Annotated in this window: 17 protein-coding genes; 8 read left to right on the top strand and 9 right to left on the bottom strand. The window is 37.2% G+C overall.

Going from position 1 to position 16386, the window contains the following annotated elements:
- Window positions 1-6: 6 nt before the first annotated feature.
- Entirely contained in the window at window positions 7-789 is a 783-nt protein-coding gene (locus FH508_RS20150; protein WP_173479814.1) for an enoyl-CoA hydratase, read from the top strand.
- Between the two features lie 212 nt (window positions 790-1001).
- Here the strand turns inward: FH508_RS20150 and FH508_RS20145 are convergent, their stop codons facing one another.
- The gene (locus FH508_RS20145) at window positions 1002-1187 is read right to left on the bottom strand and encodes a YhzD family protein (protein WP_173479813.1); all 186 of its coding nucleotides are present in this window, start codon (window positions 1185-1187) and stop codon (window positions 1002-1004) included.
- Window positions 1188-1489: 302 nt separating this feature from the next.
- Here FH508_RS20145 and FH508_RS20140 point away from each other — a divergent pair, with 302 nt between their 5' ends.
- From FH508_RS20140 to yhaM, 3 genes are read left to right on the top strand one after another with little or no spacing between them, the layout of a single operon-like run.
- Window positions 1490-2704, top strand: coding sequence for a metallophosphoesterase family protein (locus FH508_RS20140; protein ID WP_173479812.1), 1215 nt, complete (start codon window positions 1490-1492; stop codon window positions 2702-2704).
- Between the two features lie 5 nt (window positions 2705-2709).
- Window positions 2710-5601, top strand: a complete 2892-nt coding sequence (locus tag FH508_RS20135; protein WP_173479811.1) for an ATP-binding protein — start codon at window positions 2710-2712, stop codon at window positions 5599-5601.
- A complete protein-coding gene (gene yhaM / locus FH508_RS20130) occupies window positions 5598-6536 on the top strand; it encodes a 3'-5' exoribonuclease YhaM (RefSeq protein ID WP_173479810.1) in 939 nt (312 codons plus the stop codon). The genes FH508_RS20135 and yhaM overlap by 4 nt, the downstream gene beginning before the upstream one ends.
- 57 nt (window positions 6537-6593) lie before the next feature.
- Here yhaM and FH508_RS20125 read toward each other — a convergent pair whose 3' ends face one another.
- Window positions 6594-7541 carry a peptidylprolyl isomerase gene (locus tag FH508_RS20125; protein WP_173479809.1) on the bottom strand — a complete coding sequence of 316 codons (948 nt, stop codon included), beginning with the start codon at window positions 7539-7541 and terminating at the stop codon, window positions 6594-6596.
- A gap of 142 nt (window positions 7542-7683) precedes the next feature.
- Between FH508_RS20125 and FH508_RS20120 the strand changes: the two genes are divergently transcribed.
- Window positions 7684-7791: a YjcZ family sporulation protein gene (locus FH508_RS20120; RefSeq protein ID WP_080647610.1), complete on the top strand. Its 108-nt coding sequence runs from the start codon at window positions 7684-7686 to the stop codon at window positions 7789-7791.
- Between the two features lie 437 nt (window positions 7792-8228).
- Here FH508_RS20120 and FH508_RS20110 read toward each other — a convergent pair whose 3' ends face one another.
- The 5 genes from FH508_RS20110 to FH508_RS20090 form a co-directional block, all read right to left on the bottom strand.
- Complete coding sequence (locus FH508_RS20110) at window positions 8229-8774, bottom strand: DUF3267 domain-containing protein (protein WP_173479808.1); 546 nt, start codon at window positions 8772-8774, stop codon at window positions 8229-8231.
- A 121-nt stretch (window positions 8775-8895) separates the two neighbouring features.
- Window positions 8896-9456, bottom strand: coding sequence for an HTH-type transcriptional regulator Hpr (locus tag FH508_RS20105; RefSeq protein ID WP_029747195.1), 561 nt, complete (start codon window positions 9454-9456; stop codon window positions 8896-8898).
- Window positions 9457-9612: 156 nt separating this feature from the next.
- Window positions 9613-10008, bottom strand: coding sequence for a YtxH domain-containing protein (locus FH508_RS20100; RefSeq protein WP_173479807.1), 396 nt, complete (start codon window positions 10006-10008; stop codon window positions 9613-9615).
- Window positions 10009-10154: 146 nt separating this feature from the next.
- Window positions 10155-10691 carry a tryptophan transporter gene (locus tag FH508_RS20095; protein WP_173479806.1) on the bottom strand — a complete coding sequence of 179 codons (537 nt, stop codon included), beginning with the start codon at window positions 10689-10691 and terminating at the stop codon, window positions 10155-10157.
- 159 nt (window positions 10692-10850) lie between these two features.
- On the bottom strand, window positions 10851-11264 hold the full coding sequence (locus FH508_RS20090) for an HIT family protein (RefSeq protein ID WP_173479805.1): 414 nt from the start codon (window positions 11262-11264) through the stop codon (window positions 10851-10853).
- 106 nt (window positions 11265-11370) lie between these two features.
- Here FH508_RS20090 and FH508_RS20085 point away from each other — a divergent pair, with 106 nt between their 5' ends.
- Both FH508_RS20085 and FH508_RS20080 read left to right on the top strand, forming a co-directional pair.
- Window positions 11371-12120, top strand: a complete 750-nt coding sequence (locus FH508_RS20085) for an ABC transporter ATP-binding protein (RefSeq protein ID WP_173479804.1) — start codon at window positions 11371-11373, stop codon at window positions 12118-12120.
- Window positions 12104-13288: an ABC transporter permease gene (locus tag FH508_RS20080; protein ID WP_173479803.1), complete on the top strand. Its 1185-nt coding sequence runs from the start codon at window positions 12104-12106 to the stop codon at window positions 13286-13288. Before FH508_RS20085 ends, FH508_RS20080 begins: the two co-directional genes overlap by 17 nt.
- A gap of 78 nt (window positions 13289-13366) precedes the next feature.
- Here the strand turns inward: FH508_RS20080 and FH508_RS20075 are convergent, their stop codons facing one another.
- Both FH508_RS20075 and FH508_RS20070 read right to left on the bottom strand, forming a co-directional pair.
- A complete protein-coding gene (locus FH508_RS20075; protein ID WP_173479802.1) occupies window positions 13367-14527 on the bottom strand; it encodes an amidohydrolase in 1161 nt (386 codons plus the stop codon).
- Between the two features lie 23 nt (window positions 14528-14550).
- Window positions 14551-15069, bottom strand: a complete 519-nt coding sequence (locus tag FH508_RS20070) for an antibiotic biosynthesis monooxygenase family protein (RefSeq protein WP_139860602.1) — start codon at window positions 15067-15069, stop codon at window positions 14551-14553.
- 236 nt (window positions 15070-15305) lie between these two features.
- On the opposite strand from FH508_RS20070, the gene hemE reads away from it, so the two are divergent.
- Window positions 15306-16358, top strand: a complete 1053-nt coding sequence (hemE, locus tag FH508_RS20065) for a uroporphyrinogen decarboxylase (RefSeq protein ID WP_139860599.1) — start codon at window positions 15306-15308, stop codon at window positions 16356-16358.
- Window positions 16359-16386: the final 28 nt, after the last annotated feature.

The following is a 16386-nucleotide window of genomic DNA, read 5'->3' as shown; positions in this document are numbered from 1 at the left end:
TAGGACATGGAATTTTCAACAATTACATTAGAAAAGTTAGAGCGTCGTGCTACATTAACACTAAATCGACCACAGGCTATGAACGCGATGGATGATGTAATGATGCGTGAATTAGCTGAGTGTTTTGAAGCATTACAGCAGGAGCAAGAAATACAGGTTTTAGTTATTCGTGGGGAAGGGAAGGTCTTTTCTGCGGGCGGTGATATTAAGGCAATGCTTGATCCAACTAAGCCATTAAATATTGATGAGGCGATGGTATATTTAACACGTATCGTCAAAGCGTATTATCAACTACCGATGATTGTTATAGCTGCGGTTCATGGTGCATCAGCAGGCTTAGGCTTTAGCTTAACACTAGGGGCAGATATCGTAGTTGCTTGTGAAAATAGTAAGCTAGCTATGAATTTTATAGGGATTGGGTTAATTCCAGATGGTGGTGGTCATTTCTTTATGAAGGAACGACTTGGTACTGTGAAAGCAAAGCAAATGATTTGGGAAGGCAAAGTGCTTACAGCCGAAGAGGCACACAATGTAGGCTTAATCGATTATGTGGCACCTGAAGGGTCCGTTTTTGCAGTGGCTGATCAATTAGTTGGAAAGATGCTAGCATCTCCAATTGCTTCAATGATTACGACGAAAAAGATTTTACATGCTCAAAACTTGCCACAGTTAGAAAATATTTTAGCGATGGAAGCACAAGGGCAATCTGCTATGCGTAAAACGGCTGATCATTTAGAAGGTATACATGCATTTGTTGAGAAAAGAACACCTGTCTTTGTAGGACAGTAAACATGTAGCTTGGCTTACAGGCTGAACACGACGCAAGCCCCATCACATAAACTTTTGTAGCGAGACAAGTGAGATTCCGTTTCGGAGGCTCTGTGCTTGTTCATAAAAGTAAACGTGGTGGGGCTTGCCATTTTTCTTTAAAAAGCTATTTAAAAATATTGTTACTGTGTTAGACGCCTAGTATTTTTTAGGTGTCTTTCTACTCTCATAGTTTAAACATGGAATAATATTAATTTTCCAGAAGAGTTGACAAGGCGATGTGTTTTTTCAGCAACGCCCTTTTCTACGATTTGTTGTTGACCATTTACTTTTGCAGCTTCATCGCTTTCAAATGTCCAAGTTTCATCAAAAAGTGTTTCCCCAGTTTTTTCAAAAGCTGTAAAACGATAATTATTCATAAACAAACCCCACCTTTTTTTGAATATATATCTATTATACATAGAAGAAATATAAACTTCACGGTATATCTAGCGAATATTTCGATAAATTACGAAAATTGTGGAAAATTTAGTACAACATGATCCTGAATAGTCTAGCAATTCGTTTCTCATCTAACAGGAAGTATGATAAAATAGAACAAATATTCGCTTTTGAATACTCTCGTTATACATGGCTCAAATCTTCCTTGCCTTGTAGACGCAAAACGAAAAACTAGACGAAATGATGAACAAAGGTTTAATTAATATGTAGAGGTGATTGGATGTCCGCAATTCGTTTTTTCCATATGGCAGATTTACATTTAGATAGTCCTTTTAAAGGCTTATTTGGATTACCTGAGAAGAATCTAAAAAAAATTCGAGCAAGTACTTTTGAAGCATTTGATAAAATTATTCAGAAGACAATCGAAGAAAGACCAGATTTCCTGCTTATTGTAGGGGATCTTTATGATGGCGAAAATCGCAGTTTACAGGCACAAAGACGTTTTCAAGCAGCAATGGAGACGCTATTTGAACATAACATTCCCGTCATAGTCAGTTATGGAAATCATGACCACTTACATGGTTCTTGGACACGATTTGCTTTACCGAGTAATGTTTACGAATTACCAGCTGATACAAGTGTTGTGCAATTAAAAATACGAGGTCAGCAAGTAAATATTTATGGCTTTAGCTATGGTGAGCGCCATGTCAAGGAATCGATGATTGATAATTATCCTGTTGCACATGATCAGCATGCAATTCATATAGGGATGCTGCATGGCAGTGAAGCAAGTGATTCTTCGCATGCGGTATATGCGCCATTTAAAAAAGAGCAACTTCTTGAAAAAAGATACCATTACTGGGCACTTGGTCATATTCATAAACGACAGCTATTACACATGGAACCGCCGATCGTTTATCCAGGTAATATTCAAAGTCGACACCGAAATGAGCAGGGAGTGAAAGGTTTTTACGATGTAACCTTATCGCAAACATCTGCTGAATTAACTTTTATACCAACTTCTGCTGTTGTCTATAATATAGTGGAGGTGGATTGCACCGATGTACTTCATGCAAATGAATTACTACTAAAATGTGAAGAGGCCATCGCTACTAATCGAATGGCATATGGAGCATCCGTAATTGAGCTTCATTTGAAAAATATAGATGAAGAAAGTGAAGCGTTATTTGAACATGCTTCGGTAGAAGAATGGCTTGAAACAATTCGGGAGTCAGAAGAGGGGGTTGAGCCAATGGGATGGGTGCAGAAGCTTATTTTGCATAAAGTTTCATCTTCATATGAGTCAACTGCGATGACTGAATCAGTAATAAGTGTAATGGAACAGTGGGATATTTCGGATTGGAAAGATATTTTAAAGGATTTGTACCAGCATGCGAGTGGGGCAAGATTTGTAGAACCTTTAACTGAACGGGAAATCGAACATTTGAAGCTTGATGCGCAGGAGTTATTAACCGATGAAATTCAAAGGGCGTGAAAACTTTGCTAACGATACAGAAAATCCATATTTACGGCTTTGGTAAGCATGAAAATATCACAATCTCTTTGCAAGACGGTGTTACGATTTTTTATGGCATGAACGAGGCAGGCAAAACGACTATTCAACAATTTATTTTGCAGATGCTTTTTGGATTTCCAACAAAACAGCAAAGCCAGCGAAAATATGAGCCAAAAACATCACCGAAATTTGGGGGTCAGCTAACCATACTTCACCCAATATATGGTCAATGTACAATTGAACGTGTAAAAGGAAAGGCTACTGGTGATGTTACTGTCTATACAGAAGATGGTATGAAAGGGCATGACGAGCTTTTAGCCAAGCTTTTGTACGGCTATTCACGTTCATCATTTGAAGCGATTTTTTCCTTTTCAATTCATGAACTGCAAGGAATCGAAAAAATGTCAGAGGACGAGCTGACACATCTATTGCTTGCATCAGGGACGACTGGCATTCATCGGCTATCTGCGCTTGAAAAAAAATTAGAAAAAGACGCTGGAGAGCTTTTTAAAAAATCTGGTAAACTGCCAATCATCAATCAAAAAATCGAAAATTTAAAGCAACTTGAAAAAGCCATTAAAAAAGAACAGGCTACAATTCATACATTTGAAGATAAATCACTCAAATTACAGCAACTTGAGCAAAGACTGAAGGATTTAAATAAACAACAAAAAACGCTGCAACAAGATTGGCAACAACTGACGGTCATAAAACAGGCAATGCCACTTATTGAGCAGCAAGATGCTTTACAGCAATCATTTAAAAATTATGAACATGTCCAATTCCCTCCAGAAGGAATTCGACGTTATGAACAGTTAAAAGATCGACTGACGCACGAAACATTACAGCTAACTCAACTAGAGGAACAATATCAAGCTTTAAAAAGTAAGCTTCAATTGACGGCAGATGAACAAGCAATTGACGAGATGGCTAGGCTGATGAATAAAGAAGCAACTTGGAATCAGCTCCTCGTTAAAGAGCAGAACCTTCAGGACGAGCTGTTTGTACTAGAGCAAGACGTTGAAGCCCAGTTTCGTTTATTGGGTGTACACGAAATGGAAGCTCAAGCAGCTCTTATAGAGGAAACAGTTTCTTTGCAACAAGAGGAACAATTTCAACGGCAGTTGACTGTATTACACGAAGCAGAGGAAGAGCTAAAGTCTTATCTACAATCTTTAGAGCGAATACACGAGGAACTAGATAGCATTGCTCGGCAGAAAAAGCAACTTCAGCAGGAGTCATTATCCGCTGAAGAAGAACATATTTTAGCAAAGTGGCCTCAGAGAAAGGGGCGCTTGGAACAACTGCGTCATGTTCAATCGCAACGCTCGAAACAAAAGCAACCAATGCTTTTTGTTATGCTTGTGTTAGCTATAAGCATTGTTGCGCTTATTTATGGCGTCTTAGAAAAAAATTGGGCTGTAATGGTTATTGGGGCTATGTTATCGTTACTATTTTTATTGTATTTAAAACAAGCGAAACAAGCAGAGGATGGACCTCCAGAGCACAATAGTCAATTACTGAGAGAACTAGAGCAAGAAGAAAATATTGTTCAAGTATTACTTGTGAAAAAGCAACGTCTTGAAGATCGATGGATACTAGCCAATGAGCAACAGCGTGATAAAGAACGACAGTATGCACAGCTCGAACTTAAAATACAACAAGCTGAACAAGTAAGCGCCGAGGCAACTCATTCGTTGCAAAACTTTTTGGAGCGTTTCCGCCTAGAGGGAAATGTACCACGCTCGCTATTACCAGAGTTATTCATGCGTATTCGTGGGGTACAGGAGTTGGTAGTTAAAAAAACAAGCATCTATCAACTATTACATGTTATACAATCTGAAAAAAAAGAGCTTTATGAAATGCTACAACAAGTTTTAAAAAATGAGTATAGTGAGCAGGAAATTTTTGTCCATCTACGCTCAACCTATTTTGCAATTCAGCAGGCGCAACAACAGATGCTGCAAACAAAGGAACAACTTGCTCAAATCGATTCAAAAATACAAGAAGTACAACCACTTTTAGTAAACTATGAAGCGGCAATAGCACAATTATTTCTTGATGCAAATGTAGAATCAGAAAACGCATTTTACGAAGCATATGAACAATATCAACTTCAGCAAAAGCTGCAGTCCGAACTACAAGCGATTCAATATCAATTAGACTCATTAGATATGCAACAGCAAGAAAGCTTTTTAAGTGCGGAACAACTTCAAGAAAAAATACAAGCTTTGGAAGAAGTACGCAATGCTCTACGAATAGAAATTGAGCATTGCCTGGAAGAACGAGCAGCCTTGCAGATTGAGAAGGAACATTTACTTAACGATGAACAATATGGTTTATTGTTGCAACAGTTTGAGCAAGAGAAAGCAATATTGCAACAGCTAATGGCACAATGGGCTTCTAAAAAAGCGTTAGCAACAGCTATTCATGAAACATTATTCCGTTTGCGTGAAGAAAAATTACCACATGTACTTACACAGGTTAATGCTTTCTTCCATTCGTTAACAGGTGGTCGTTACGATAAACTTTTCATTCATGAGGAAGGCTATTTTGAAGCGCATGCGGTTTCTGGCTTACGCTATCATGTAGCAGAATTATCACAAGCTACAAAGGAGCAAGTCTATATTTCATTGCGAATGGCATTAGCGAAAACCCTTGCAACTTCAGCGCCATTTCCGTTTATAATGGATGATCCATTTGTCCATTTTGATCGAAACCGTACAAACAAAATGGTACAATTAATGAAAGAAGTAGGATATGAACGTCAAATTTTGTATTTTACTTGCCATGAAGAGATGCTCGAACTTTGGCAAAAAGAGCAAATTGTCGATCTAGGAGCACTAGCAAATGAAAGGGGAGTGACGTCAACATGAAAGGTATTACGACGCTCCAAGTTGGAGAATCAGTTGATCAATTTTTATTAATTAAACAATCGACAAAAGGGGTTACCACTGTAGGGAAGCCATTTATGTCGCTGTTACTACAAGATAAAAGTGGAGATATTGAAGCAAAACTATGGGATACAAACGAAGACCATGAAAAAATGTATCACGCAGAGGCGATAGTACATGTAGGGGGAGAAATTCATGACTATCGTGGCAAAAATCAATTGCGCATTAAAACGATTCGTGTGGCAAAGCCTGAGGAGGGAATTGCCGTTAATGATTTAGTTCCTTCTGCTGCTACTCCAAAAGAACAGCTTTATGAGGAATTGACACAATTCTTCTTTGATATTAAAAATCCAAATATTTCACGTATCACACGTGCAGCTATTAAAAAGCATCAGGATGCTATTTTAGTATATCCTGCAGCAACGAAAAACCATCATGACTATGCATCAGGCTTATTAGATCATATGGTATCGATGTTAAAGCTAGGGAAAGCCATTGCTGATTTATATCCAACGTTAAATCGGGACCTATTATACTCGGGTATTATTTTACACGATATCGGTAAGGTCGTTGAATTATCAGGTCCAGTGGCAACAATGTACACTGTGGAAGGTAATTTACTCGGTCATATTACGATTATGGTCAATGAAATTGCCAAAATTGCTAGTGAGCTGGAAATTGAAGGCGAAGAAGTGATGCTGTTACAACATCTAGTGTTATCGCATCATGGAAAAGAAGAATGGGGAAGCCCGAAAAAACCTATGATTCAAGAAGCGGAAATCTTACATTATATTGATAATATCGATGCGAAAATGAATATGCTTACGCGTGCATTAGGGAAAACAGCTCCTGGAGAATTTACCGAGAGACTATTCCCACTCGATAACCGATCATTTTACAAACCAAATATTGAGTAAAACGAAAAGGGTTACGCCTTTGATGGCGTAACCCTTTTTCATATAGTAAAACAATGACTATTTAGATTCTTTGTCTTTACTTTCATCGGCTGCTTTTTTAGCTGCTTCTTCATCTGCTTTTGCTTGTTCTTCACTTGTTGTTGTAAAAGATTCTAATGCTTCTTTTAATTCTTTATCAGATGTTTTAAAGTCAGCATCTTTTGCTAATTGGGCAATGATGTCTTTTAACAATGTTTGTGCTTCACCAGTTTGAGTAAGCTTGTTTAACATTGTTGTACGAATTTTTTCTTCTTCATCTTCAAATGAGCCTACATCTTTTACATCGCGCTTTTCCGTAATTTCAATTACGTGGTAGCCATAGCTTGATTTAATTGGCTCACTTAATGTGTTTAATGGAAGTTCATAAGCCGCGTCATTGAATTCATCTACCATAGAACCAACTGTAAACCAACCTAACTCTCCGCCTTTTGCTGCAGAACCAGTATCAGTTGAGTATTCTTTTGCAACATCAGCAAAAGAAGCGCCGCCTTTAATTTTTTCAATCGCTTCTTTCGCAGTTTTTTCATCTGCTACAAGAATATGGCGACCATTTAATTCTGTTTTCATTTGCTCATAATATTTTTTTACGTCTTCTTCTTTAATGGCTTTGTCTTTTAAAGCTTTTTCTTGTAGAAGTTGTACACGTAAAGAATCTTTAAAGCCTTGTTCTGTTAAGCCGTTTTCTGCTAGTGCTTGTGCAAAGCTATCGCCGAACTGTGATGCAGTTGCATCATATTGTTCTTTAATTTCTTTGTCAGTCACTTCATATTTGTCTGCTAATACTTTTTCAGTCACCATTTGTTGTAATACATATGAGCCTGTTAAAGTTTTTGCTTTTTCATTAAAATCAGATACTGAAATATCGCCTACTTTAGATGTAACTAATGCTTTGCTGTCGCCTCCACTACAAGCGCCAAGAGCTAAAATTGAGGCTGCTAATGTTAAAGATAATACAGTCTTTTTCATATGGATATTCTCTCCTTAATTCATTTCGTCCATTTTTTACTATAACATAAACGTTTTAAAAACAAAATGGTTCCCCCTTGAGTATAGCCTAAATTTCAATTTTCAAAGCGCATAGGATATAGAAAAGAAAGGGGGTGAAGTTATGAGCAACGGAGGATACGGTGGTGGCGGTGGCTACGGCTCAGGCTTTGCTTTATTAGTTGTGTTATTTATTTTATTAATTATTGTTGGTGCAGCGTTCCTATACTAATTAATAAAATGCCGAAAAGCTAAGGATATGCTGTTCCTTAGCTTTTCTTATCAATATCTAGGCATTCGCTCCGCACGCACGGGTCGAGGCCGAAAGAATTTTGGCTTCAATTAATTTCCCATTGCTGCATGGATGTTTTAAATACATGACCCGCGTGCGGACTGGCGCGGATGCAACTACATTAGACTGCAAACAAAATATCTACGTAAAATGAAACAAGTAAAATTGTGATAAGTATATTGATAGTTCGGAATATCTTTGGTTGGTTTTCTTCGGGAATTTCACGTCGCATACACAGTGCGTAGGTCATGCGATTGATTTGAAATAAATAGAATACCGAGAATAGAACTACAATCATTAATAGCAAGTCTATTCCTCCCCTCTTTCAGTATTATTAGCATATCAAAAAACATTAATAAAACACAAGTACAAGCGAATCAGTTAATTGTAGGCGGTACTAAAATTTCATAGCCCTTCGGTGTTTCTTCAATTTGGGCATCTTTAGGTGAATTCAACAAATATTTCACGTAAAGAATATCAATTAAACATAAACTACAATGATACGCTAAAAGTAATGTTCCATAATGTGTATAGGCAGGCAGAAGCCATGTACTAATGACGATAATTGTATTTAATACAATAAATGGTGTAAGTAATGCGAAAATATAGCGGTTTTTCGATAATGGCTCACGAATGCGCATATGCAGTATAGGAATAACGTAAAACTGTTTCCGTACACGTAATTTGAGATGCTGGCGTAAGTCATATAATGCTAGAAAGTGTAAACATTTATGAATAGGATAAAGAGCAAGGACGGCAATAACAAATAGCCAAAATAAATGATCATTATAATATTCATCGTTAAATAAATTAAATGTCACATAGGACACGGAAAAGACAGTGAGAAAAACAATAACAGCCATTATTATAATACGAGTCGTTCCATAATGATGTTCAAGGTTTAAAATTTTCCAACAGTGCACGTTAAATATCAACTCCATAATAGGGAAGGTTCCTATTCAATGTAAATTGATTTCTATAAGATTGCAAGAGAAAGGAGGTATTTCAGAAATGTTTCTGAAATGCCTCCTTTTTTAGCATATATTATCCTTTTACAGTAGAACGTTCTTCTAACGTGTCAAAGGAATCACGGAAGTGTTGAAATGAACGTTCAAAAATATCAATAAAGTCCTCACCGTAAATATTACGAATAACAGCCATTACATCTAAAAATTCTGGGAAGCGACCATATAAATCTTTCAAAGCTAACGAGCCCTCCAGCACAGAATGGTAAGTGTTATGATAATTGCTATTCATTTCAATAATAAGGTCTGTCCCTGTTTCAGTTAGTTCTACATAAGTATTTCGTTTGTCATCATCGCGTTTTGAAAACTTTAATAATCCACGTTCCTCTAACTTTTTTGAAAAGTTAAATGCTGTTGAAACATGCATTACACCAAATTTGGCTACATCTGAAATGGAAGCCCCTTTTAAATGATATGAGATCCACAAAATATGGTGCTCGTTAATGTTTAAATCGTATGGTTTAATCCATTGTTGCCAATCTTTTTCAACTGCTTTCCATAAAGCTTTTGATAATTGTGCAATTCTTTGACTGTATAGCATTGCTTCTTTTTGAGTGTATAATTCCTCTGACAAAGCCATCACCTACTGCTTTCTTTAACGTTTTAAAATTATTATAGCAATAAAGAAAAAAAGTTTAAAGTTAGAAAAATTAAAAAATTGAAAAGTGGTTAAAAAATAACAATTTGAATATTATTTTTGGTAAAAAAACAGGTTTTATTACCGTGTTATAAAACTTTATGCCTGTGCCTTTTCTTCTGGTTTTTTCTTTTTATCGGTGAATTGTGCAATGTTTTTCTCGATTTCGTTAATTGAATTCTGTAATGCATCTATTTCTTGTTGTAAATTATTCTTTGTCGGTTCGATTTCTTGTGTAAAGACAGTAATCGAATGTTTTAGATCATTTATTATTTGTGGTATATTATTTTTCGCTTCATTTGTTAAAGTGCCTACAGATTGTTTAACATTGTTGACTTGATGCTTTACATCTTGAAGCTTAAGTTTTGCACTATCAGTATTAGAAAGTATTGTAGAACGTAATTGTTGGCCTGATTGAGGTGTTGACAAAAGGACCGCAATTGCGCCTCCGATTATACCTGTTGTTAATCCGAATAAAAATGGTTGTGCTTTCATAGTAAATACCTCATTTCTATATTTGTTATCTTTCTTCTATTAAACCATGAAATCAGTCGATAAAAAAAGAAAAAAGAAGCTAAACGAGTGATTTTGCCTCACTGTTTAGCTTCTTCCCTTATATTAAAGCTTAAAACGTCTTACGTTTATAATGCTTGCGAAATTGCTGTGTTGAATTTAGAACGCTTCACTAGTTTGGCAACGATAGGATAAATAATAACAAATGCTACAACGTTAAAGGCAACAGCTGGTATTACAACCCCCACAAACAGCACCGTAAACGTTGCGCCTACATTAGCGTTAAATACAAATAGCGCAACAGATAAAAAGACAGATCCCGACAAAATCGTACCTAAGCCAACTAAGACAGCGGATATAGCAAAATGACTTGTCACTTTTTTTAGCATAATGAGTATTGCTAAAAACACAAAGCCTGTAACAGCTTTATCGATAATATTTGGGATAAATCCTGCTGGGAATGTTGTAAATAAACCTGAAAGTACCCCTGTCGATAAAGAAAGTAAAAAAGTTTCTTTTATTGAAGGGAACAATAAAATGCCGATAAACATCATTGTTAACATGAAGTCAGGCTTCATGCCATTTACCATACCTGGTGTGACCACATAAAGGGCAGCACCGACACCGACTAAAAGCGCCATTAACACTAGATTTTTTGTATTCATTTCTAATCTCTCCTCAACTATGCTAATCTAATTGTTTCCTAACGTGTCCTCATGACCGTTAGCGAAACTTATTTGTGATTGTACGCTAAAATGGATCGTTTGACAATAGCGTTCCATTTTCATAACTAAATTGTATGAGAATTGTTTGAGTGCCTGGCACTATAAATTAGCTTTAATGCTGTCGGCTACTTCTGTTAATTGCTCTGGTGTATATGTTTGTGTTTGCCAAATTAAGCCTAGGCCTTCTTTTTCATCGTAACGCGGAATAAAATGTAAGTGGTAGTGGAAAACAGTTTGTCCAGCTGCAGCACCATTGTTATTAATCGTATTCATACCGATAGGGTTAAATGCTGATTTAATGGCATTGGCAAGCTTCGGTGCGACTGCATATAAATTACGTGCTACATCTTCTGGCATTTCGAATAAGTCTTGACAGTGATGTTTTGGAACTAATAAAGTGTGACCTTTTGCAACTGGTGCAATGTCCGTGAATGCATAGACATGTTCATCTTCGTAAACTTTTGTACTTGGAATTGATCCATCAATGATTTTGCAAAATAGGCAATCGCTCATTCGTAAAATCCCCCTTAATATTTATATGTAAGTTTATTCTATCATACTCATAACTGAATCATTTGCTAATTTTTGATAAAATAATAACAAGAAGAGGAGTGAGGGTATGTCGGTATTAGAAGTGCAACATGTGACAGGTGGCTATACGAAAAAGCCTGTTATTAAAGAATTGTCATTTACAATAGGTAAAGGAGAACTTGTCGGGCTAATTGGTTTAAATGGTGCAGGTAAAAGTACGACCATTAAACATATAATCGGCACAATGCTACCAAAAGAAGGCGACATTCGTCTAAATGGTGTGACGTTAAAAGAAAATACGGACAAGTATCGGACAGCATTTTCCTATATCCCTGAAACACCAGTTTTATATGATGAATTAACATTACGTGAACATCTTGAATTAACAGCAATGGCTTACGGTTTAGATGAGGCTACACTTGCAGCTCGTTCAGAAATGTTATTAAAGGAATTTCGGATGGAAAAACGCTTAAATTGGTTCCCATCGCATTTCTCAAAAGGGATGCGTCAGAAAGTAATGATTATGTGTGCATTTTTAGTAAATCCAAGTCTGTATATCATTGATGAACCGTTTGTCGGACTGGATCCACTAGGTATCCAATCATTGCTCGATCAGATGGATACAAAGAAAAAAGAGGGAGCATCCATTTTAATGTCGACACATATTTTATCGACAGCTGAAAAACATTGTGATCGAATTATTTTATTGCATGAAGGACGTGTTCGAGCACAGGGAACGATGGCGGATTTACGACAAGCGTTTGGCATGCCACATGCTACATTGGATGACCTATATATTGCGATGACGAAGGAGCGGGACCATGAAGAACTTGCGTGATGTATGGTCCTCGCGCTTCATGCACTATATAAGTGAAGTACAAAAATATATGCAGTTTATTTTCACTGGACATATTGCGATTGTACTTGTGTTTCTTGTTGGAGCTGGGGGCTATCAATATAGTGAGTGGTTGAAAATCGTTGAGTCTGATTTTCCAGCTGAAGGGCTTATTGCCTTAATAATTGGTGTATTACTAGCATTTAGCCGCCCAACGACATTATTGCGTGAGCCAGACCAAGTGTATTTATTGCCATTAGAATCAAAAATGTCGCTGTATTTAAAAAAGGCACTTGCGTGGACGTTTTGGTCACAAGTTTGGATTGTGGCAATCGTTTATATCATTAGTATTCCTTTATTAAAGGCAGTAACAGAATTAACAACAACTAATATTTGGTTACTATTTTTACTAGTTATCGCCCTAAAGTATGTGAGTGTGCAAGGTGAATTTAGTTATCGTTATAGTGAACGCGGACATTTTGTATGGGTGGACAGACTAATACGAGCTATTATATTTGGTGTAACCGTATATATGGGGCTACAAATGCAACTTATTCTTGCATTAGTTGCAGCGATAATTGGTTGTATCTATGTATTGGTGTTTCGCAAAAAATGTGCGAACGAGCCTGTACCATATGAGCACTTTGTAAAATTAGAACAAAATCGAATGATGAGCTTCTATCGTTTCGCCAATTATTTTACCGATGTACCTCATTTACGTGGGAGTATTCGACGTAGAGCATGGCTGGACTGGTTTTATAATTTTATACCCTATCAAAAGGGGAATGCTCAAAAGTATTTAGTGTTCCGTACGTTTATTCGTACAGACGATCATTTTTATTTATGGCTCCGATTAACCGCTATTTCGGCTATTATTGCAGCCTTTGTGGATATTCCTTTTGTTACATGGTTTATTGCAGGTGCATTGAGCTTTGCGACGACAATTCAGCTAAAGCAAGCATTATTAGCTAGCGGTGAGTTTCGGATGGACATGCTTTATCCGCTGCCAGAGGGTGCGCGTAAAGTTGCTGTTATGCAAGTTGTGCGTCTGACAATGATTGCGCAAGCGATTATTGTTACTCTATGCGGAGTAACGCAGCCGATGTTTTATGTAACAGCAATAATCATTTTTGTAGTTAGTGAAATAACTGCAAAGGTGTCAAAACCTTAAAGACAAACGTTACTATTGTATATTAAAAGAAAGCTCATTTTGCCCGAAATAGATTAGGCAAAATGAGCTTTCTTTTTATTATTCCACGCCTTGATATTCAAGCGCAGCGCTTAACATAACTTTGGCTGCAACTAGCATACCTTTTTCATCAATATCAAATTTCGGATGATGATGTGGTGCATATTCTACAGGTGCGGCCCCTGTGAAGAAGAAAGTACCTGGTTTTTCCTCTAAATAATAGGCGAAGTCTTCGCCACCCATCGTTGCTGGTATTTCAACAACATCACAAATGTCTTGTGCGATATCGCGAACAAATAGTGTTTCTTTTTCATGATTCACAATCGCTGGATAGCCTTTACGATAGTCTAGCTTAATTGTGCAATCTTGTGCAATTTCAGTTCCGTGTACAACGCGCTTAAATTCACGTTCCATCGTTTCACGGACTTCTTTATCAAACGTACGGATAGTCCCATTTAAATAAGCTGTATCTGCAATAATATTATCCGCATTCGAGGCAACGAATGAGCCAACAGTAAGAACAGCTGATTCAGTTGGAGCTACTCGACGTGCTACAAGTTGTTGCAAGTTCATGACAAGCTGAGAGCCGATAACGATGGCATCTTTCGTTTGATGTGGATGAGCGCCATGCCCACCTTTACCTTGAATTTTTAACTCAAAGCTATCCACTGCAGCCATTAGTGGACCAACACGGTAACCGATCATGCCCGTCGGATGATTGGAAGATAAATGTGTACCAAATATAGCGTCAACACCGTTAAGTGCACCTGCTTGTATCATACCGATAGCACCGCCTGGGTCTGCTTCTTCAGCATGTTGATGTATCAGCACATATTCACCTGCTAACTCATCTCTCATTTCCCATAAAAGTTTCCCTATTATTAATAAAGTAGCCGTATGACCATCATGACCACAAGCATGCATAACACCATCTACCTTTGATTTGTAAGGGACATCTTTTTCGTCTTGAATAGGAAGTGCATCAAAATCAGCACGTAAGGCAATCCTTTTACCAGGCTTGCTACCTTTAATACGTGCAATCAGTCCATAGCCGCTAATATTAGGTTCAACTGGGACACCAAGCTTTTGATAGTATTCAATAATATAGTTTGCTGTTTCTTTCTCTTGGAAGCTTAGTTCCGGATGCATATGTAGATGGCGGCGAATGGCCACCATTTCATCAAAATGAGCATCAATTTTATCGAGTAATTGTTGATTCATAAGTAAGTGCTCCTTAAAAAAAATTATGCCTCGTCGTCTTCTTTCGGGACAACAGTATAGGTTGTAACATAGGATGCGGCAGAGAAAATATTTTGTTGTCGCACACCAGTTGGTTCTTCACGTTGGGCATGTGCTGTATTATACGCTTTTGAGCTTTTCCATGCTTCAAATGAGTGAGGTCCATTCCATTGTGTCAAAACAATGTATGTGTCACCATTTAATGGCCGTAACAGTCGGAACGCTACAAAACCAGGCTCGTTCTCAATGGCACGTGCACGATTTAAAAAACGATGTTCAAAAACAGGTTTCCCTTCATCTGTCACTGGAATATTATTGAACACGAAAAAACCGCGTTCTTCTAATTCATTTACCGAATCTAACACTTCAAATTTACGAGGTGTAGCAAATACAGATTTTCCTTCAGTTTCATGGATGAGCACAGAATTACCCTCACCATGCATTAAAATCATATGTTCGTCAGGGTACTTATTTTTCACTTGTTCCATAAACTCTCCTGTGCCAGAAGTTATATAAATATTCATTGTTTTGCCCTCCTTATAAATGTCTAAGTAATCAGTGATTAACTCCATTTAAGTGTAAGTTACCCGCTTTGTCAAAAAAGAAAGCATGGAGAAAGAACAATTTTATGACATTTCACTAGGAAAACTATACAATAGCAGAGGAAGCGTTTACTATTGAAAACGGATATCAATAATAATGGAATAAACAAGTGATTTTTTTTATGATACGAATTTCATCGAGGGGAAGGAAATAATCAATGACAACACTTTTTAATGATACACTTCTACGTGCTGCACGCGGAGAAAGGACTGAGCATACTCCAGTCTGGTATATGCGACAGGCAGGTCGTTCTCAACCAGAATATCGTGCAATTAAAGAAAAATATTCATTAGAGGAAATTACACATCAACCTGAGCTTTGTGCGTATGTAACACGTTTACCGGTCGAAAACTATAATGTGGATGCAGCGATTTTATATAAAGATATCGTAACGCCTCTTCCAGGTATCGGTATTGATGTAAAAATTAAAGCTGGTGTAGGTCCAGTTATTTCAAACCCAATTCGCACAGTATCAGATGTAGAAAAATTAGGTGAGTTCAACGCAAAGGAACATACACCATTCGTTTTAGAAACAATAAAAATATTATCAGAAGAACAGCTTAATGTGCCATTAATAGGTTTTGCAGGAGCACCGTTCACATTAGCGAGCTATATGATTGAAGGCGGACCTTCTAAAAACTATAATAAAACCAAATCATTTATGGTATCGGAACCAAAGGCATGGTTTGCATTAATGGACAAATTAGCAGACATGATTATTGCGGACGTTTCGGCGCAAGTGGAAGCGGGGGCAAAAGCGATACAAGTATTTGACTCATGGGTAGGAGCCTTAAGTGTTGAAGATTATCGTGTGTTCATTAAACCTGTTATGACTCGTATTTTTGGTGAGTTAAAAAAAGAAAATGTACCGCTTATTCAATTTGGAGTTGGCGCAAGCCATTTAGTAAAAGAGTGGCATGATTTACCGATTGACGTTGTGGGCTTAGATTGGCGATTACCAATTAAAGACGCACGTGCAAAAGGAATTACAAAGCCCGTACAAGGAAACCTAGACCCTTCATTATTACTTGCTGATTGGTCAGTAATAGAAAAACGAACAAAAGATATTATCGATCAAGGTTTAGAAGTACCAGGTCATATCTTTAATTTAGGCCATGGTGTATTCCCAGAAGTTGATCCAGCAGTATTGAAACGTTTAACAACACTTATTCATGAATACAGTGCACAACAAATTCAAGCACGTTCTTAAAATAAGCAAAAGAGCAGATTAAATGTCG

Origin of the sequence: Lysinibacillus sp. CD3-6 (assembly GCF_006351725.2) — a bacterium.
GTDB lineage: Bacteria > Bacillota > Bacilli > Bacillales_A > Planococcaceae > Lysinibacillus.
Note: the sequence above shows the minus strand (reverse complement) of the source record. Positions and strands in the feature narration are given on the sequence as shown.

What these genes read in the sequence shown, in the direction of transcription:
- yhaM (WP_173479810.1), top strand. Translation starts at nt 5,598, where the DNA reads ATGAAAGGTATTACGACGCTCCAAGTTGGAGAATCAGTTGATCAATTT.
- FH508_RS20150 (WP_173479814.1), top strand. Translation starts at nt 7, where the DNA reads ATGGAATTTTCAACAATTACATTAGAAAAGTTAGAGCGTCGTGCTACA.
- FH508_RS20140 (WP_173479812.1), top strand. Translation starts at nt 1,490, where the DNA reads ATGTCCGCAATTCGTTTTTTCCATATGGCAGATTTACATTTAGATAGT.
- FH508_RS20100 (WP_173479807.1), bottom strand. Translation starts at nt 10,008, where the DNA reads ATGAAAGCACAACCATTTTTATTCGGATTAACAACAGGTATAATCGGA.
- FH508_RS20070 (WP_139860602.1), bottom strand. Translation starts at nt 15,069, where the DNA reads ATGAATATTTATATAACTTCTGGCACAGGAGAGTTTATGGAACAAGTG.
- FH508_RS20145 (WP_173479813.1), bottom strand. Translation starts at nt 1,187, where the DNA reads ATGAATAATTATCGTTTTACAGCTTTTGAAAAAACTGGGGAAACACTT.
- FH508_RS20105 (WP_029747195.1), bottom strand. Translation starts at nt 9,456, where the DNA reads ATGGCTTTGTCAGAGGAATTATACACTCAAAAAGAAGCAATGCTATAC.
- hemE (WP_139860599.1), top strand. Translation starts at nt 15,306, where the DNA reads ATGACAACACTTTTTAATGATACACTTCTACGTGCTGCACGCGGAGAA.
- FH508_RS20125 (WP_173479809.1), bottom strand. Translation starts at nt 7,541, where the DNA reads ATGAAAAAGACTGTATTATCTTTAACATTAGCAGCCTCAATTTTAGCT.
- FH508_RS20085 (WP_173479804.1), top strand. Translation starts at nt 11,371, where the DNA reads ATGTCGGTATTAGAAGTGCAACATGTGACAGGTGGCTATACGAAAAAG.
- FH508_RS20080 (WP_173479803.1), top strand. Translation starts at nt 12,104, where the DNA reads ATGAAGAACTTGCGTGATGTATGGTCCTCGCGCTTCATGCACTATATA.
- FH508_RS20120 (WP_080647610.1), top strand. Translation starts at nt 7,684, where the DNA reads ATGAGCAACGGAGGATACGGTGGTGGCGGTGGCTACGGCTCAGGCTTT.
- FH508_RS20090 (WP_173479805.1), bottom strand. Translation starts at nt 11,264, where the DNA reads ATGAGCGATTGCCTATTTTGCAAAATCATTGATGGATCAATTCCAAGT.
- FH508_RS20075 (WP_173479802.1), bottom strand. Translation starts at nt 14,527, where the DNA reads ATGAATCAACAATTACTCGATAAAATTGATGCTCATTTTGATGAAATG.
- FH508_RS20095 (WP_173479806.1), bottom strand. Translation starts at nt 10,691, where the DNA reads ATGAATACAAAAAATCTAGTGTTAATGGCGCTTTTAGTCGGTGTCGGT.